A 17832-nucleotide genomic window follows, 5' to 3' on the forward strand; every position below is an offset into this window, starting at 1 on the left:
GTCAGGGCAATCACCAGGAGCGCTGCCATGCAAGGACTGTCGGAGCACGAACGCTACAAACCCTATAACGCTCGCACCATTCGCGACACACCGTATTGGCACAGGTTGACGCCTGAGCTGCAGGAAGCCATGACGGTCGTGGCCCGGGTCATGCCGTTTCGCACCAACGAATACGTGCTGGGAACGCTGATCGACTGGAACAACATCCCGGACGATCCGATTTTCCGCATGACCTTTCCCCACAGGGACATGTTGCTGGCCGATGAATATGCCTCGCTCAAGCACCTGATCGAACAGGATGACGCCGCTGCGATCAAGCGGCGCATCGAGGCGATCTGGCTGCGCATGAACCCCCATCCGGCCGGGCAGCTGACGCACAACGGTGCGACCCTCGATGGAAAGGTCCTGCCGGGCATCCAGCACAAGTATCGCGAGACCGTGCTGTTTTTCCCCGGTGCCGGTCAGACCTGTCATGCGTACTGCACCTTCTGTTTCCGCTGGGCGCAGTTCATCGGCGAGGAGGAGCTCAAGTTCAACGCGCGGGAATCCCAGAAACTGCTGAGCTACCTGCGCGTGCACACGGAAGTGACCGACGTGCTGATCACCGGTGGCGATCCACTGATCATGAACACCCGCTCGCTGGCGGGGTACATCGAGCCGCTGCTGGCGCTGGCGCATCTCAAGAGCATCCGCATCGGCACCAAGTCGGTGGCGTACTGGCCGCAGCGGTTTGTCAGTGACAAGGATGCAGACGAGTTGCTCGAACTGTTCCGGCGGATCGTCGCGGCGGGTAAGAACCTGTCGATCATGGGCCACTACAACCACCCGGTGGAGATTCGCCAGGACATCGCCCGGCAGGCCGTCGAACGCATTCGCTCCACGGGCGCGACCCTGCGCATGCAGGCGCCGGTGATCCGCCATATCAACGAAAACCCCGCCGATTGGGCGGACCTCTGGACCGAAGGCGTAAGGCTCGGGGCGGTGCCCTATTACATGTTCGTCGAGCGCGACACTGGCCCCAGCCACTACTTCGCGATGCCGCTGGCCCGGGCGTTCGAGATCTTCCAGGCGGCGTACCGCACAGTGTCTGGACTGGCGCGAACGGTGCGCGGGCCGTCGATGAGCACCTTCTACGGCAAGGTCTTGATCAACGGCATCGAGACCGTCGCCGGGGAAAAAGTCTTCGTGCTGCAGTTCCTCCAGGCCCGGGACCCGCAATGGGTATTGCGGACCTTCTATGCACGCTTCGATCCGCAGGCGACCTGGTTCGACGAGCTGCGCCCGGCCTTTGGTGAACGCGGTTTTTTCTTTCAGACCGAGCCTGAGCGTTTGCTGGCACCCGCGCCGGAGTTGATACCGGTTCTGCTGCAAACAGCCTAGGACGACACTTGATGACTGGGGAGACAAGGACATGAGCGGTATCCCGTTTGATCAGCGCGAAGGATTGATCTGGCTCGATGGCGAGTTCGTCGAGTGGTCCCAGGCGCGCCTGCATGTGCTGACCCACGGCTTGCATTACGCAAGCACGGTGTACGAGGGCGAGCGCGTGTACAGCGGCAAGATCTTCAAACTGCGCGAACACACCGAGCGGTTGTATCGCTCGGCACAGTTGATGGATTTCGCCCTCCCGTTCGAACTCGACGAGCTGGAAGCGGCCAGCCAGCAATTGCTGCAACGTAACAATGTGGTCGACGGCTATTTGCGGCCGGTGGCCTGGCGCGGCAGTGAGATGATTTCCACGTCGGCGCGGTTCAATCGCGTGCATGTGGCGATCGCCTGCTGGCAATGGCCGAGCTATTTCGACCCGGCGGCGCGCATGGCCGGCATCCGCCTGAAGACCGCCACCTGGCGCCGTCCGCCGCCCAGCAGCAGCCCGTTCGAAGCCAAGGCGTCCGGGCACTACCAGATCGCCACGCTGAGCAAGCACGACGCCGAAAACAACGGCTATCACGACGCCTTGATGCTCGACTGGCGCGGCCATGTCGCCGAAGCCACCAGCGCCAACGTGTTCTTCGCCAAGGGGCGGACCTTGCATACGCCGGTGCCTGATTGCTTCCTCGACGGCATTACCCGCCAGACCGTCGTCGAGTTGGCCCGGGCGCTGGATTATCAGGTCATCGAACGCACGATCCTGCCCACGGAACTGGGCGACTTCGACGAGTGTTTTCTTACCGGCACCGCCGCCGAAATCACCCCGGTACAGAGCATTGATGAACAGCGATACCGACCGGGCAGCGCCTGCAGTGAATTGATTGCCGCTTACACCTCAACCGTAAACGCCTGATAAACCGCCAGGAAACTCACCATGTCAGACCAAGGGATTGTTGCGTCCAAACCTTATGTTTCGCTGGGCCATCGCCATGAAGAGTTGTCAAATCGTGGCTGGACTGTGCTGACCCCAGGGGAATTTGCCCACGATGTAGCAGGAACACTGCATGAGTTCGGCCCGATCATTCCGCAGTTCAATGGCCAGATAGCGTTCGCCATCACCCGCAAGCCGGGCTACGAGGACTTGCCGTACTCCCAGAGCATGAACGGCATCGGCCCGCACACCGAAGCGCCGGTGTACGGCCCGCCACCGCGTTACCTGGCGCTGCATTGCCATAAACAGGCGACCTGCGGTGGCGGTCACACGGGGCTGGTGGACGGGTATGCGTTCTTGAAGTCGCTGGAGCAATCCGAGCCGGAACTACGCGAGTGGCTTGACGACACGCCGGTGGAATTCGTCGCCACGGCCAAGCCCGGCGAGCCGGCGCAAACCCGGGTCAGGGAGTACATCCTGACACCGACCGAGGAGGGCGATATTTTCCGCTTCAGCTACAACCAGTTTCACTACGGCGATGTGAATCCGTCGAAGGAAGCCTTGCAGCAATCACAGGTCAACAACAACGACTCGCCGCTGGCCCGGTTTGCCGTACTTGGCGAAGCGTACTTCGTCGAACACAACATCCCGGTGCTGATTCCCGACGGATGCATGCTGATTTGGGACAACTGGCGGATGATTCATGCCCGCAGCCGATACACTGACCCGGCGCGCAACCTGACCCGCTACTGGCTGGCCTGATTTTTCCGTCGCCCTTCTTTTTTCCGCGTACCCCCAGGGGTACGCGTTCTACAGGTATCGCGTCATGCAAACAGCAATCGAGATCGCCCAGGTCGATCATCAACTGATCGTACGGCTCAATCAGGCCTGGACCAAACGCGCCGCGGTGTGTTCGCCGGACAGGGCCCAGATCAACGAAGTGTTCGACCCGGCACGCCCGGATTACCCGGAGTGCATGGTGCCGTTTTTCCATCATCCGAAATTCCAGGCCTTGAGTGATGAGCTCAAAAGCAAGGTGGTGACCTGGGGCTGGATCGGCTACAACCTGCGCACCGTCACCGCCGAGGAGCATGTGGTTAACCCGGCGTTGAGCGTCCTCGCCAATCAGTACCTGGGCAAGGACGACTGGCATTTTCGCGAAGCGATGCAGCAGACCCTGATCGACGAGCACTACCACACCCTCATGCACCTGCGGGCCATCGAGCGGACCAAGCTGGATCGCGCACTGGAGCAGGATCTGCAGTTGCCGCCATCGGTGACTTACCTGCGCCTCAAGGCCCTGCACGAGGAGTTGTCCGAGCCATGGCAGCGGGACCTGGCGGCGATCACCTTCGCGGTGGTGGCCGAGATCAGCGTCAATGCCTATCTCGACCTGCTGGCGGACGACCAGACCATCCAGCCGCAAAACCGTCGCGTGGCCGAACTGCACAACCGCGACGAATACGCCCACAGCAAGGTGCTGGCCGAGGTGGCCAAGGTGATGTACGCCAACATGCAGCCGGTCCAGCGGGAATTTTTCGCCCGCAACCTGTCGGTGGCGTTGAGTGCCTTCATCGCCCAGGACTACTCGATGTGGGAGGCGATCCTCACGCAGCTCGGGGTCGAGGACGCCGCGTCGATCATTGCCGACACCCGCGAGAGCAACCGGAACGCGACGATCATGCGCGACTACAGTGGCCTGCATAAGCTGGCACACGACCTGGGCATCAGCGAGCAGATCGACTTCGATTTTCGCCCGACCCTCAAAGCCACCGCAGCCGCCTGAACCCGGAGGTGTCCATGTCCATTCCCATGTACGAAGTGTTCGCCATCCGTGTCGGCGCCAACGCGCAGCGCACCGCCCGGGAGAACTTCCTCTACGACGCCTGCTGTGGCGACCCGAATGCGCCGATGCCGCTGGACTATTACTTCTGGGTCATTCGCAACGAGCACCAGGTGATCGTGGTCGACACCTGTTTTCAACCGGCCACGGCGGACCGGCGCAACCGGCAGATGTATCGCCTGCCGGAAGATTCCCTGCGGCAACTGGACATCGATCCGGCGCAGGTCGAGCACCTGATCCTCACGCACCTGCACTGGGACCACGCCGGCAACCTGGGGCTGTTTCCCAAGGCTACGGTGCATTTGCAGGAAGCCGAGTTGCGCTTCTGCACCGGGCCGAAGATGGCCCATCACACGGTGAACAAGACCTATGAGGTCGAGGATGTGATGTCGGCGCTGCCGCCGCTGTTCGAAGGCAGGATGCGTTTGCACAACGGCACGGTGGAGGTGCTGCCTGGCGTCACACTGCACGCGGTGGGTGGTCATACACCGGGTAGCCAGGTAGTGCGGGTGAACACCGAACGGGGCTGGATCGTGCTGGCGTCGGACGCTGCGCACCTTTGGGTGAACATCCGCGAGCGTAGTCCGTTTCCAATCATCGATGACCTGGCGCAGTCGCTCGAAGCGTTCAGTGAAATCGATCGCCTGGCCGATAGTGCAGACCACGTCATCCCCGGGCACGACCCCTTGATAGCCGAGCGTTTCCCGCACTGGAACGACGATCCGCACATCATCTGCCTGCACCAACCTCCACGCTAACTTCTGTAGGAGCTGCCGGAGGCTGCGATCTTGTTTTTTCAGAATCAAAAGATCGCAGCCTGCGGCAGCTCCTACGGGGGCGCACAAATATTTTTCAGCGAATACATATATACCGCTGCCGTGAATGACGATTGATGATCATGGAATGTGTGTTTTCTCAGGTACCACGCCTGAGGTGACGACATCGAGATCTTCTACATTCACGGACGATTACGTTATGGAAAACTCGTTAGCTCGCGTCAAACGTACAGCCAATGTCACCGTCAAATTGCCCGCACTCAGCCCGCCTTTCATCAGTGCGGACGATGCGGCGCGGTTTGCTCATGAGGCCATTGGCAATAAAAGGGACCGGGAGTATGGCGGCGCCATTCTTCGGCATGAAGACGGTCGCTTCTTTGCGACCCTGCCTATCGCGGGCGATACCGTATTATTTGATCATCAAACGATGATGTCGACGGATGCGCAAGGCAACTTCGTCCACCCTGCCGGCTTCAAGTGCTATGCCTTTTATCATTCACATCCAGCACACACTGCCAAGGTAAAAGAGGCTAACCCGTCGTTCTCCGATGACTTTATTGCCGTGGTCATGAGTTTCTATTCGGAAGCCGACAAGTACTTCATCATCCATCACAGGGCTTTTGCCCCGGCTCACTATTTATCAGGGGCTGAGAACTGCCTGCTTAAATATGTGAGCAGCGGATCCGCTGCGGAGGATCAGGTAGCGAAAACCATCAGGGAGGGACGAGCGCCTGACTCATTCGCGAATTTTGAAGGGCCGATTCACGAGTTGGCGCAGGCGGGAACCCTGGGCGTTGTTGTGCCCAACACAGTATGGGGCGGACGCAGAGGCCAGATTCACCCGCAATGGACCTTGAACACGCCTGTGACGACCTCCCGGACGCCCACGGAACAACCCTTCTGCACACGCGTGTTCGATCAGTCGGCCAAGGCCGTCGACGCTGTACTGGGCTTTGACGGTACCCCATCCGATGACGGCTGCATGGGGTTCATCCTCAAGGCGGTAGGCAAGGATGAATATGTCGCCACCCAACCGCTGAGCGCCCTTACACCGTTGTTTTCGCCGATCGAACTATTCCCCCAGCGTGCCAATGGCGGGCCGAAGCTGCCTTCCAACTTCAGGCTCGACGGCATCTACTATCGGTCTCGACCGGTCGCGGCGCAACGGCCTCCCAGGCAAGCCTGGCTGTATGACAACTTCTTTTCCCCGCAGGAGCTCGCGGCGGCGATCGCTCAGTCGCGTACCGACACCTATCTGCTGGATAGCCAGCGCGGGTTGACCCTGCATATGCGGGCCAAGGGCAACGCGCTGTTGAGTTACCAATGCTCTGGATCCGCTGCCGAAACAGCACTGCTGTCGGCACAAGGCACGACCTTGCACAACGAACTGAAGGCTGGAACCTTGAGCGCTTTCGACTTTGTCCTCAAGGTGGCTGCTGCCGGCAGGTTGACCGTCGTGGAAACTGGCGACGTGTGGGATAAAACGGGGGTTGTGGAGCAGAACTGGCGGCCTTTCGAGCGTATTCACCAAGCGCTGGGCCCGGCCTTTCTATCGGCCGACGATGCTGCTCGTCATGTCCACGAACAGTTGGGTGATGTGCGAACTCATGACTGTCTGGGTTATGTGCTTGAGCGTTCGGACGGCAAGTTTTTTGCCACGCAGCCGGTGCGATCGGAACAATGGCTTGAGGGTTGGGGGCTCCCCCATGCAGGGGGTGTATCGAGCAAACTGATTGAACTTCCCGGTTATCGATACAAGGGGCAATACCTTGCCAATGCCCAGACCCAGGCTCGGGTCAAAGAGCTGAACCCTTCCTGGTCGGAGGATGAGATCAATTTGTATGTGAGCATGCCCTCGATTGGCGCCATAGCCGGCATCGCTTCACAGACCGCCGTACCCGCGCTCTATCATTCAGGTGCTGGCGGCTCGTTGATCAAATATGTGTGCAGTCGCTCCCAGGAAGAACTCAACTTCAAGAATCTTTTGGCTGCCGCGTTGGCGGGTGACCATACCATCGGTAAACAGCTCGATGGGTATGATGGGTCGACAGAACAACTGGTTAAAAAACTGGTGAGGACCGGTGAGCTCAGCGTCATCGTTTCGAATCGGGCCTGGAGAGGCTCGCGCGGAAAAGTGCCAACGGCGTGGGTTGCCTATGAGCCTTTTGACTCCGCGTCACCTGTCGCCCCCGCGCTCAGCTGGGTCTTTCAGGATGCAGAAACGGCCGCGCAATTTGCCCATGACCAGATGTTGGCAAAACCCACGGTCAGGCAAGTTGCTTTTATCCTCAAGAACTCCCAGGTCGAAGAGTACGTGGTCACCGATCCGGCCGTCATCGATGCCGCCAACAGTGCATTGCCGTTGTTTTCGCCCCTGCATGCCTTCGCTGTCGATGATGCCGGGAAGTTCAAACTCCCCGAGGGCTATGCCCTGCAGAGTATTTGCTACCTGTCTTTGCCTGACGCCAGTTCGGCACGTGAAGAAAAGTGGGTTTACGAATGTTTTGTTTCTCCCACGGATTTCGCATTGGCAGTCGGCACCTCCCGAGTCGGGAAACCGACTGGGTTTGCGCTCTACATAAGCACCCGCGATCGCGCGCAGTTGAAGTACGTATTCTCCCAATCCGCACAGGAGAACCAGTTGTATGCGGTTAATCCGCATGGAATCGTCACGGACAACGGTGATCAAGCCGATTTGCTCTCGGGAACACTGACGCCTTCGGCGTTCGTAAAACGGGTGGCAGCAGCGGGCGAGATGTCGGTGATTCAGACGGGCAGGCTCTGGGATGTAGCGGGCTCTGTGGATCAGAACTGGCAGCCTTTTGCGCTGCATCCGAAACCCGTCTTGAGCCCGTCATTTCTCACGGCAGATGATGCGGCTCGTTATGCGCACGAACGTATCGGCAATCAGCGCGACTACGAGTTCAGTGGCTATATCCTGCAACGTCAGGATCAGCGGTTTGTTGTGACCGAGCCGCTCGACAACTTCAAGTTCGGACGATTCACACCAGGCGCCATCTACCCTGTGGATGCTTCCGGGAAAGCGATACTGCCTGAGCGGCATGTTCTTTATGGCGTGTATGCCTCGTGCCTGGCTTTGTCGATGTATGACCCGGACAAGATGCAACGCTACTCATGGACTCGGCAGCAGGCATGCATTGATGCGCAGATGTTCACCGATGTGGATATCCACACCATTGTGCAGAACCGCCATAGTGTTTCATTGGCCTATCTATCCACGGCTGAAGACTCCCTGATCGCCTATGACTGCAGTGGTTCCACGACTGAAAGTGCGCTGCTCAAGCAAGTTGCGCCCGGGCCGCAGGGCAGTCTGCTCGCACAGGATCTGGCGAGCGGTGCGCTGGTGCCTGAAGACGTAGTCAAACAACTGGCCGATGCGGGTGGCTTGCGGGTCGTCGTTGAGAGTGACTTGTGGGGCGCGCCGGGAATGGTTCCCGAATACTGGAAAGCCTTCCCCTCGGCCAAGGACCGTGCGGTGCCCGAGCAGGTGGCTTTTGGGGCGATATTTGCCAGCATGGACGCTGCCGCCAAGGATGCCCATCAGCGGGTACGGCGGCACGGCCCGGACCAGACCTGTTTTGGATTTATCCTCAAGCATAAAAGTAAAGAGGAGTACATCGTCAGCGAAACGGTGACTGCCAGCGACAAGCAGGCACTCTTTTCTCTGGCGAGCCTGTTCCGTACTCATGAAACCGGAGGCTTCGAGTATCCACAGGATTTCGACCTGAACGGCCTTTTTCATGCGCGGCAATGGATGCCCAAGGGGCTCGGTTCGACCGAGGCCTGGTTGGCGCAGCACTTCATTTCTTCGAGCGACCTGTATAAGGCCTTTTTTGAAGCTCGACGCAGGAAGCCCAAGGACGCGACTGCAGGGTTGCAGGTTTACATCTCGACCCTGGACAAGGCGCTTCTGAAGTATCAGACACCTGATTCAACGACCCTGTTCGACGCCCGGATTCAGCCCTCGGGAGCGGCCGAGGATGTTCATACGCAGCTGGCCAGTGGTCAGTTGTTGCCAAAGGACTTTGTCACCCGGGTGGCCACCCTGAGCTGGCTGACCGTCGTGGTGCCCAACGAATTCTGGGGCGAGCAGGGTACCGCCAGGTTGACGGAGGATTGGGAGCCTTACCCACAGAACATCCGGCGAGCCCTGAGCCCGGCGTTCATCTGCGAAGCCGATGCCGTCCGGTACGCCTATCGATTGCTGGGTAATCGGCGCGACAAAATTTACGGGGGGCTGATTCTCAGAAGTATCGACGGCTTGTTCGTTGCAACCGAGCCTATGGAGGTACCGACAGAGAACTTCGATCCCGTCTGGATTTTACCGGACGAACATTTCAGCAAGGGCCTGCGAGCCCCGGGATGTTCAATCGTAGGCCGCTATCGCTCGCGCGCACTCACGGAGTATCCGTTCCAGTTAACGGGGTTGGAGAAGGGCGTTTATCGCAACTTGCTTTCTACCGAGGTGCTGTCAACGGCGCTCGCTTCGTCTCAGCTCTGGAACCATGAGTACCTGTTCGGCCCGGATGGTTCACTGATCAGTTTCACTTTGCTTGATGAGGACCGGGATCTGTTGACTACGTCGCTCAAGAACGAGTTGACAGCCCGCGTCACACTGCTGGAAAACCAACTCGCGCCCTCCACCGATTCCCCCCATGATCCTTGGAGCAACTTGATCGAACGGCGAATTCGCAATGGCGCTGCCACCCCCACGGAATTCGTCACTCAGTTGGTCAAGGCCGCAGCAGTGCATGTACTGGAGAGTTCCAACCTCTGGGGCCCTGTCCAGAAACTGCATGCCGGCTGGCAGCCGCTGACGTCTGGATACTCCAGCCCCGAGACTGCCCGATTTGCCTTGGTTGATCGGACATTGAGCCCGACGTTTGAACATATGGATGATGCCGTGCATTACGCCCATGAGCGTGCGGGCAGGCGTGAACATATGTCCTATGGCTTGATCCTGAAGTCGTCGCGTCGCGGCCATTTCGTGACAAGTTTGCCGGTCGTAGCTGATGAGCTGAAGTTTGCGTTCGACCGGGTATTTCCCAATGGAGTACTGCCCACCGGGTATACGGTGCAGGGGCTCTATGTGTGCGCGCCGGCGCGACAGCCTGATGAACTGCCGAGTCACGATGTGTACTACAGTTTTGTTCCGCCGTCGGTATTGGCGACAGCCTTGGCGGCCGTCGGTATTCCGGGGCAGGCACTCAGGTTCCAGCCGCTGTACCTGTCTTGCGCCGATGGCGCCTTGCTCAAATACGAGGCCGTACGCCTGGACAGCGATCTGCAGTTTGGCAGCGGGTTGAGGGCCTATGTGAAAACCCTGCAAGAGGATGGGGACCCCGCGCAATACATCCGCAAAGTCATAGCGGCCGGTTATCTCAGTGTGTTGGTCAGCAGCCCGGTATGGGCCTCCACGGGGCGTGCGATCTTCAACTGGCAGCCCCGGCAAATATCATCGTACGTATCCAATAATGAACGATTGCCACTGGGACCCCTGTGCTTGCACCCGGACGATGCTGCGCGCCAGGTGTGGCGCCTGAGAAGGGTTTATCACGGCAAAGCCTATCTGGGGGCGATTCTGAGGAACGAAGCCACTCACACTTTTGTGGCTGTTCAGCCGTTGAACGATACCGGCTCCAGCGTGGTGCTCGGTGAGGCTTATCGCCGTCTCTTTTCCGGGGTCATGAACACCAGCCTTCCAGCCTCCAACAAGTATCCCACCGGATACGAGGTCATGGGGGTGCAGCAAATCTACAAGCTGGACGACACCCCGCATAATTTCAGCACTCATTATGAAAAAGCTCTGTACCGCAATTTCATTGCACACGGTGAAATTCGCGCAGTCATAGACAAGTTGAGAGTGGATAACGTCCCTGATGCCCGCTACTACCTGACCCCTCGAAACGGCGCCTTGCTTGCGTATGCACCCGGTTATTCCACGAACGAAAGCGAAGTCTTGTTCAACGATTGGCAAGACGTGGAAAACGGCGTCACCCGTTCCAAACTCCAGGAAGTTCTCGGGACTCTGGCGAAACGGGGCAGGTTCTACGTTCTGGAACCTGATAAATTCTGGCAACCGCGTGGCCAACTCGCCACGAAAGAGATTCGCGAATTAAGCAGGAGAGGAGACTCGAATCCTTCCTGAATGGGGGCGCGCTTCACAATGAGCCCCTCCCGTGTTTGAAAGGGAGGGGCTTGCAGCGCGCCGCGCTTCAGGACCTGATCAGGGCTGTTCGAGTAACTGACCCAAAGTTGCCAGCGCCTGCTCGATCTGCGGCGAAAATGGCGTGCCACAGCCTATTCTCAGGCAATGAGCAAACCCTGGGGTGTTGGAAAAGATATCCCCAGGCAAAATCTGTATCCCCCTCTTCAACGCCTCGTGGAACAAGCCCATCGATGAGTAGCCGGATGGCAGTTCCACCCATAACAGCGTGCCGCCCCGAGGCTCAGTGACGCGAGTACCTGGGGGGAAATGCTGCAGGATCGCGCTGCTGATCTGCTGGCGCTGCTGCATAAGGGTCTTCCTCAGCCGCCGCAGGTAACGTTCGTAGGACGGGGTCTTCATGAAGGCACTGACCGCCAACTGCGACAGCGTCTCGCAGCCCCTCGATTGACTGTGCTTGAGCATCTCCACGCGGTCATGCCACCTGCCGGCGCTGATCCAGCCCAGGCGCACGCCGGGGGCTAGGGTTTTGTTCAGGGAGGCGCAGTAAATCAGGTTATCGCTGCGGTCCCAGTGTTTGAGCGTGGACAGCGGTTGCTCGGTGTCCACCAGGTCGCCATAGGTGTCGTCTTCGATCAGCACCGTGCCGTGTTCGGAGCACAGCTGCACCAGTCGTGCCTTGTGCGAGTCGGGCATGATACTGCCTAGCGGGTTTTGCAGATTGGGCATGACAATCAAGGCGTGGATCCGCTCGGGGCCGCGTAGTATCTGCTCCAGGGCAATCAGATTGATCCCGCAGTGCGCCGTCGCCGGCACCTCCCGCACGCGCAGGCTCAGGCTTTCGAGAATCTGCAGCAGGCCGTGGAAAGTCGGCGACTCGACAGCGACGGTATCGCCCGGTTGGGTGACGGCGCGCAGGGCCAGGTTCAGGGCCTCAGATGCGCCGTTGGTGATCACGATCTGCTCTGCACTCAGCTGGGTTTTGCAGGTCAAGGCCCGGCGGGCGAGGATGTTGCGCAGTGCCAGGTTGCCGCAGGTTGGCCCGGTCCTCCCCAGCAACTGCGGGTCCTGGCGCAACGCCTTGGCCATGTGGTCCTGGAGGATTTTCAGCGGGTAGAGTTGCGGCGCGCAGTAGGGGCTGGCGAAATTGACCTTGATGGTCGCGCGCTGGCTGGCCTTGAGCACCGACGACACCTGTTGGTGAATGCCCACATACGCACCGGCATCCGGCACCACCAGGGGAATGGGGCGGGGCGGGGTGTCGGGCTGGCGGATGTAGTTGCCCGAGCGCGGGCGCGCCTCCAGCACACCCTGGCCCTCCAGCTCCCGGCACACTTGCACCGCAGTCGACAGGCTGACGGCGTGCTTCTCCATCATGAGGCGGATGGAGGGAAAGCGTTCGCCGGTTTTCAAGGTGCCGCTGCGGATCGCGTCGAGGTAGTGGTTGGCTAACTGACGGTACAGGGGAAGTGTGTTCATACAGGCCTCAGCAATTGCACCACTGAGGTCCTGATCTGGACAGTGAGTTGACGCTCCCCGCAGGCGGACCCATGGTGCTCAAGGGTTAAGGGAAGTGTGATGTTGTTTTGATACTGGAACAGTAGTCGCGGACTTGCCTGAATCGCAGGCAATAAAAAGCCCCGCACGAGGGCGGGGCTTGGGGGATGCTTGAACTAGCGAAGCATTCGGGGCGCGGGCGTGTTACTGCGCGGCGATAGTGAAGCCATCGAAGGCGGTCTGTTGTTGCAGCGCGGTGATGATGTTCTTGCGGTTGATCGCCTGTTCGGTGCCGTTGTTGTCCAGGAACGTTTCGCTTTCCAGCTCCGCTTCATCGCCTTCGCCAACGAAGGTGAAACCGAGGAACTCCAGGGCTTCACGGTCGACGTTCAGGCGCGAGCGCGGGGTGCGCAACGGCAAGGTGACGCTGATGCCGTCCTTGCTGATGGTGAACACTTCGAGTTCTTTTTTCGCCTTGGCGGCTTTGCTCTTGCCGCCGCTCGGGTTGCTGATGGCCTGGTGGGTCTGGTTCAGCACCTTCAGGGCCAGGCCGTAGACGATTTCCTGGAACGCCGGGTCGTCCTTGAAGCTGGACAGGATGCGGCTGATCGGGAACTTGCTGCTCAGGTCTTCTAGGGCGGCGATGTCGGCGGCCTCGGCGTCCTTGAGCTGCTTGAGCTCACCCATCAGTTCGTAGGCCTTGTCATCGTCGAAGCTGTCGTGGGCCTGGCGGATCGCGGCGCGCAGCTCGCGGATCTGCTCGCTTTCGCGGGTGGACTGGAAAGCGTCCAGGACCATCTCGCTGATGGTCTTGGCCTGTGGCACATGCTGTGAAAGATTGATGGAGTTTTCGTATTCCGCTTTGGACGACAAGGTGACTACGGATTCAGCGGTGTTGGAATCGGACATTGAAATTTCACTACTTCTTTGAACTTGAATAGAGGCGAGAAAGCCCGGGGGGCTTTTTCAGGCCGACTAATCTATTGGACCGGGGCGCGGTTGTCACGGAGCAACAGGCGGCTGGTCAATTTTTTGCCTCTCTGTAGGAGCGAGCCTGCTCGCGATGGACGACAGAACACCGCGGGGCGTCAGGCTGCCAGCGTTATCGTTGAAGTCCATCGCGAGCATGCTCGCGAAGCGATAGTGAGGTCAACGCAACTTTCGATCTTGTCAGAGCACCTGAAACTCAAACCGGCGGCTGATGTTGATGACCGCCGGGTGGCACAAGCCCAGATAATCGAGGCAGTAAACATTGCTGCCAACGGTAATCTAAACAGGTCTACGTAGATCGACGAATACTAATGTACCCTTGCAGCGAATTGTTAAGGGTTCCAGGAAACTTTTCTGAACGTTGTCTTGTCGGTGTTTGCGAGGGCGAATTAACTGAATCATAACTCGGTGGTGGGCCGTAATTTTCCATAGCTGAACTATAATTCGGTGGTGGGACGTCAAGTTCCATAACTGATTCATAATTCGGTGGTGGTGGGGGGGCGGGCTGCGAAAGTCGACGTGGTATCTTGGGCGGACGAGTGAATATCCTAAAAGTCATTAAGACAGACTGAGCGATAGTTGAAAGAGTAAAGAAGGCTCCAGCAGCGACTAATCCACCTGTTAACATATCCTTGTTGTTAGTGATCCCCCCTGCAATGCCGACTGCCGCGCCTGAAAATGTTAAAGCTCCAGCAGCTGCAAGCGCTAATGTTTCTGCTGGCTTTTTTGGTTTTGCTAGTTCCAGTGATACTTGTGTCAATAGACGCAAAAAAGAATGCCCGGTCGGATCGCTCCGATTTATCGGATCTGCGCCACAGTACATATAAGCATTGACTCCACCCTCCCTAAACGGACTCCAACTATCCGGGCTGTTAAACCGCATCAACGTCGGGTTGAACTGTCGATAGCCATTGCCCAAATGATAATGCCCGGTGACCGGGTCCGGCCGTTCGCCGTTGAAGCCGAGCAGGCTGAGCAATCCGTTTCCGAGAGGGCGATGGCCGTAGGGAGTGTAGGCGAGGGCATGGGGTTGCGTCGCGTCGAGTGCATTCAACACCGAACGCTGTTGATCGGTCGCCAGCAAGGCAGTGTCGACTTTGTCCCCCGTGTGTCGCTGCTGCGCCAACACCTGGTCACCATGCTGCAAGACGCTGCACTTCGCCGCCCCCTGGATTTCGGTGGCCAGGCGATTTTTGCAGTGAAAGCGCTGAATGCTGGCCTGTTGGTCGGGCGCCCAGTCTATCGAACGGTCCAGAGGGTCGTAGCGGTAGCGACACAGTAGGGTTTCGCGAGGTGACATGGGCATTGGCTGAGCTCCGTGCAGGGTCGGTAAAGCCGGACCTTTAGCTTCGGAGCTTTTTCAAGCGTTGGCTACTAGCAGAACTGATAGGGTCCTGACAGGCACCACAGCCATTCAGGCTTGCCGTGGTGTATTGAGGTTCATCGACCGAACCGCCAATCCCGACGCGGTCTGTTCATCGATCGGCAACGAAAACCGAAACGTCGCCCCACGCCCCGGCACATCGATTAACTGAATTTCAAGCCCATGCAATTGCAGGATGCGGTGCACGATCCGCAACCCCAGCCCGCCATCACGTCGTGCACCGCCGATATTGAATGGCCGCAAAAACAGACCTTCGCGCAATTCAGGCGCGATACCGGGGCCGCTGTCGCTGACCGTCACTTCAATGAACGACCCTTGTGGACGCAAACCCAGTTCGATCTCGCCACCTGGCGGCGTATGGCGCAATGCGTTGTCGAACAGGTTGGTCAGCACCCGCTCGATCAATCCCAGATCAGCGCAGGCTGCGGATACGTTAGGGGCGAAGGTGGCCTTCAACTCTACCTGCCGCGCCTCAGCCGTCAGTTCGAATTTCTGGAAAATGTCCTGGGCCAGGTCGGTCAGGGAAAACCGCTCCAGCACCGGCTGAACAAAACCATGTTCCAGCCGCACCAGTTCCAGCAGCGACTGCGCCAGACCACCGACCTTGCGGCTCTGGTCCAGGGCGATGCCGAGATAGCGACGGCGGTCGGCAGGGGACAGCGTGGCGTCCTTGAGCGACAGGGTTTCCAGATAGCCGTGTAAGGAGGCCAGCGGCGTGCGCAGGTCGTGGGAGATGTTCGCCACCAGTTCGCGACGCTCCTGGTCCTGGCGGGTCAAGGAGCGCCATTGTTCGCCCAGGCGCGCCTGCATCTGCCGGAACGCGGCGTCGAGTACGGCGATCTCATCGTGGCTGGCGGCTTTTTCCAGGGGGACGGGCAGGGCCGGCGTCACGGGGACGCCATCTATGTCGAACTGGCTGACGGTTTCGGTGAGGCGGCGCAATGGCCGGGTGATCAGCGCAAAGGCGGTGAGGCCGGCAATCAGGCACAGCAGCGCGACCAGGCCGATGGACAGCAGGGCGGTATTGAGCGCCGCACTGGTGGCACCGCGCTCGGCCAGGCGATCATGGTCTTCACCCAGCAGCACTACATAGAGATAACCGACGGCCTTGCCATCGACCTTCAGTGGCGCGGCGCTGAACACCTTGCGCGCATCGACACTGCGCGGATCGTCACCGGCAATCGGCAAGGCATCGCCCCGGAGCAGGCGCTGGATCGGCGCCAGGTCGACGCGCTCGCGCCGAATCCGGCCTTCGGGCGCGGCACTGCCGACAATCTTGCCCTCGGTGTCCAGCAGGTACACCTCGACACTGGGGTTGACCTGCATCAGCTTGCTGAACAGATCACGCACGGCATTGGGCATCAGGCCCTGGGTGTCCATCAACACCGTGTCGCGGGCAATGTGCTGTGCCAGGTCCCGGGACAGCCCTTGCACCACTTCCTGTTCATGCATCTGGTTGGAACGCACCTGCAGCCACGCCGAGGTGCCGCAGCACACCAGCAGCAGCACGGCGAACACCAGTGACAGGCGCTGTGTCAGGGTCAGCCTCATGGCGGCGATTCCTCCCCGGTGGCGAACTTGTAGCCGCGGCCCCAGACCGTGAGGATGCGCACCGGTTGCGCCGGGTCGGCCTCGATCTTGGCGCGCAGGCGATTGATGTGGGTGTTGACGGTGTGCTCGTAGCCTTCGTGGCTGTAGCCCCACACGGCGTTGAGCAGGTCCATGCGCGAAAACACCTTGCCTGGCTGGCGGGCGAAAAAGTACAGCAAGTCGAACTCCCGGGGCGTGAGGTCCAGGCGCCGGCCATCGAGGGACACTTCGCGGGTGATCGGGTCGATGGCCAGGCCGTCGATGAGCAGGCTGCCGGCGTCCATCTTCAGGTTGCGCGCCATGGCATCCACCCGGCGCAGCAGCGCCTTGACCCGGGCCACCAGTTCGAGCATGGAAAACGGCTTGGCCAGGTAATCGTCGGCGCCGAGCTCCAAGCCGAGAATCCGGTGCACTTCACTGGAGCGCGCGCTGGTGATGATGATCGGCGTGTAGCGGGCCATGGCGCGGGCGCGGCGGCAGATTTCCAGGCCGTCGACACCGGGCAGCATCAGGTCGAGGATCAGCGCATCCCAGTTGCCTTGCTGCAGCAGGCGCATGCCTTCAGTGCCATCGGCGCTGTGCACCACCTCGAACTGCTCGTCACGCAGGTGCAGGCAGATCAGGTCGGCGATATGCAGGTCATCCTCGACCACGAGGACGCGTTTGGTCTGTTCCATCCAGCTCATCCTTTGGCGCAATGAGCGCATTGTGCGGGTTTTTCGCGGCCCGAGTTATCACGAATTGTTTAACTTCCCGTGAGGATTTGGCGATCAGGCCAAGACTAGGCTGTGCTCCATGAAAGACCCCTGGAATTTTTGGAGACGGCCATGCTTTCACCACGCTTTTCACGCCGGCAATTCCTCTTCGCCAGCGGCGGGCTGGGCGTTGCAGCCCTGGCGATCGGCCTGTTGCCGAAATTCTCCACAGGCACTGCGCTGATCAGTGATGCCAGCGCGGCCGAGGCGTTCGAGGTCACCCACAGTGACAGAGAATGGCACGCCATCCTCAGCGACGAACAGTATGAAATCCTCCGCGAAGAAGGCACTGAACGGGCTTACAGCAGCCCGCTGAACAACGAGCACCGCGACGGCACGTTCCTCTGTGCCGGTTGCCAGTTGCCGCTGTTCTCATCGGCGACCAAGTTCGACAGCCACACCGGCTGGCCGAGTTTCTGGGCGCCGCTGGACAAGGCCGTGGCCACCCGTCAGGACCGTGCCTACGGCATGGTGCGCGAAGAGGTGCACTGCCGCCGTTGTGGCGGGG

At 59.6% G+C, this 17832-nt stretch carries 12 protein-coding genes; 7 read left to right on the top strand and 5 right to left on the bottom strand.

Translation table 11 applies throughout. The features are described 5' to 3' along the window. Positions 1–27 precede the first annotated feature (27 nt). The 6 genes from PMI35_RS14240 (at position 28) to PMI35_RS14215 (ending at position 11090) form a co-directional block, all read left to right on the top strand. Positions 28–1380, top strand: coding sequence for a KamA family radical SAM protein (locus tag PMI35_RS14240; protein WP_008060563.1), 1353 nt, complete (start codon positions 28–30; stop codon positions 1378–1380). Positions 1381–1411: 31 nt separating this feature from the next. Continuing rightward, positions 1412–2284 (top strand): branched-chain amino acid aminotransferase, encoded by an 873-nt coding sequence (locus PMI35_RS14235; RefSeq protein WP_008060565.1) that lies wholly within the window; start codon positions 1412–1414, stop codon positions 2282–2284. 21 nt (positions 2285–2305) lie between these two features. Continuing rightward, on the top strand, positions 2306–3064 hold the full coding sequence (locus PMI35_RS14230; RefSeq protein WP_008060567.1) for a TauD/TfdA family dioxygenase: 759 nt from the start codon (positions 2306–2308) through the stop codon (positions 3062–3064). A 64-nt stretch (positions 3065–3128) separates the two neighbouring features. Continuing rightward, complete coding sequence (locus PMI35_RS14225) at positions 3129–4088, top strand: diiron oxygenase (RefSeq protein ID WP_008060569.1); 960 nt, start codon at positions 3129–3131, stop codon at positions 4086–4088. 14 nt (positions 4089–4102) lie between these two features. After that, complete coding sequence (locus PMI35_RS14220; RefSeq protein ID WP_008060580.1) at positions 4103–4903, top strand: N-acyl homoserine lactonase family protein; 801 nt, start codon at positions 4103–4105, stop codon at positions 4901–4903. A gap of 217 nt (positions 4904–5120) precedes the next feature. Continuing rightward, positions 5121–11090: a DUF4329 domain-containing protein gene (locus PMI35_RS14215; RefSeq protein ID WP_008060582.1), complete on the top strand. Its 5970-nt coding sequence runs from the start codon at positions 5121–5123 to the stop codon at positions 11088–11090. A gap of 78 nt (positions 11091–11168) precedes the next feature. Here the strand turns inward: PMI35_RS14215 and PMI35_RS14210 are convergent, their stop codons facing one another. From PMI35_RS14210 to PMI35_RS14195, 5 genes are all read right to left on the bottom strand, one after another. After that, the gene (locus PMI35_RS14210) at positions 11169–12587 is read right to left on the bottom strand and encodes an aminotransferase-like domain-containing protein (RefSeq protein WP_008060584.1); all 1419 of its coding nucleotides are present in this window, start codon (positions 12585–12587) and stop codon (positions 11169–11171) included. A gap of 222 nt (positions 12588–12809) precedes the next feature. Beyond that, positions 12810–13514, bottom strand: coding sequence for a hypothetical protein (locus PMI35_RS14205; protein ID WP_008060585.1), 705 nt, complete (start codon positions 13512–13514; stop codon positions 12810–12812). A gap of 370 nt (positions 13515–13884) precedes the next feature. Next, on the bottom strand, positions 13885–14901 hold the full coding sequence (locus tag PMI35_RS34005) for an RHS repeat-associated core domain-containing protein (RefSeq protein WP_008060587.1): 1017 nt from the start codon (positions 14899–14901) through the stop codon (positions 13885–13887). Positions 14902–15009: 108 nt separating this feature from the next. After that, the gene (locus tag PMI35_RS14200; RefSeq protein WP_008060589.1) at positions 15010–16530 is read right to left on the bottom strand and encodes a sensor histidine kinase; all 1521 of its coding nucleotides are present in this window, start codon (positions 16528–16530) and stop codon (positions 15010–15012) included. Then, the gene (locus PMI35_RS14195) at positions 16527–17246 is read right to left on the bottom strand and encodes a response regulator transcription factor (protein WP_008060591.1); all 720 of its coding nucleotides are present in this window, start codon (positions 17244–17246) and stop codon (positions 16527–16529) included. The genes PMI35_RS14200 and PMI35_RS14195 overlap by 4 nt, the downstream gene beginning before the upstream one ends. Positions 17247–17396: 150 nt before the next feature. Between PMI35_RS14195 and msrB the strand changes: the two genes are divergently transcribed. Continuing rightward, the coding region (msrB, locus tag PMI35_RS14190) for a peptide-methionine (R)-S-oxide reductase (RefSeq protein ID WP_008060594.1) at positions 17397–17832 on the top strand (436 nt) is incomplete at its 3' end.

Source organism: Pseudomonas sp. GM78, assembly GCF_000282475.1.
Taxonomy (GTDB): Bacteria; Pseudomonadota; Gammaproteobacteria; order Pseudomonadales; family Pseudomonadaceae; genus Aquipseudomonas.

Coding starts and splice junctions, on each gene's coding strand:
- PMI35_RS14220 (WP_008060580.1), top strand. CDS start 4,103: ATGTCCATTCCCATGTACGAAGTGTTCGCCATCCGTGTCGGCGCCAAC.
- PMI35_RS14210 (WP_008060584.1), bottom strand. CDS start 12,587: ATGAACACACTTCCCCTGTACCGTCAGTTAGCCAACCACTACCTCGAC.
- PMI35_RS14205 (WP_008060585.1), bottom strand. CDS start 13,514: ATGTCCGATTCCAACACCGCTGAATCCGTAGTCACCTTGTCGTCCAAA.
- PMI35_RS14195 (WP_008060591.1), bottom strand. CDS start 17,246: ATGGAACAGACCAAACGCGTCCTCGTGGTCGAGGATGACCTGCATATC.
- PMI35_RS14230 (WP_008060567.1), top strand. CDS start 2,306: ATGTCAGACCAAGGGATTGTTGCGTCCAAACCTTATGTTTCGCTGGGC.
- PMI35_RS14235 (WP_008060565.1), top strand. CDS start 1,412: ATGAGCGGTATCCCGTTTGATCAGCGCGAAGGATTGATCTGGCTCGAT.
- PMI35_RS34005 (WP_008060587.1), bottom strand. CDS start 14,901: ATGCCCATGTCACCTCGCGAAACCCTACTGTGTCGCTACCGCTACGAC.
- PMI35_RS14200 (WP_008060589.1), bottom strand. CDS start 16,530: ATGAGGCTGACCCTGACACAGCGCCTGTCACTGGTGTTCGCCGTGCTG.
- PMI35_RS14215 (WP_008060582.1), top strand. CDS start 5,121: ATGGAAAACTCGTTAGCTCGCGTCAAACGTACAGCCAATGTCACCGTC.
- PMI35_RS14225 (WP_008060569.1), top strand. CDS start 3,129: ATGCAAACAGCAATCGAGATCGCCCAGGTCGATCATCAACTGATCGTA.
- PMI35_RS14240 (WP_008060563.1), top strand. CDS start 28: ATGCAAGGACTGTCGGAGCACGAACGCTACAAACCCTATAACGCTCGC.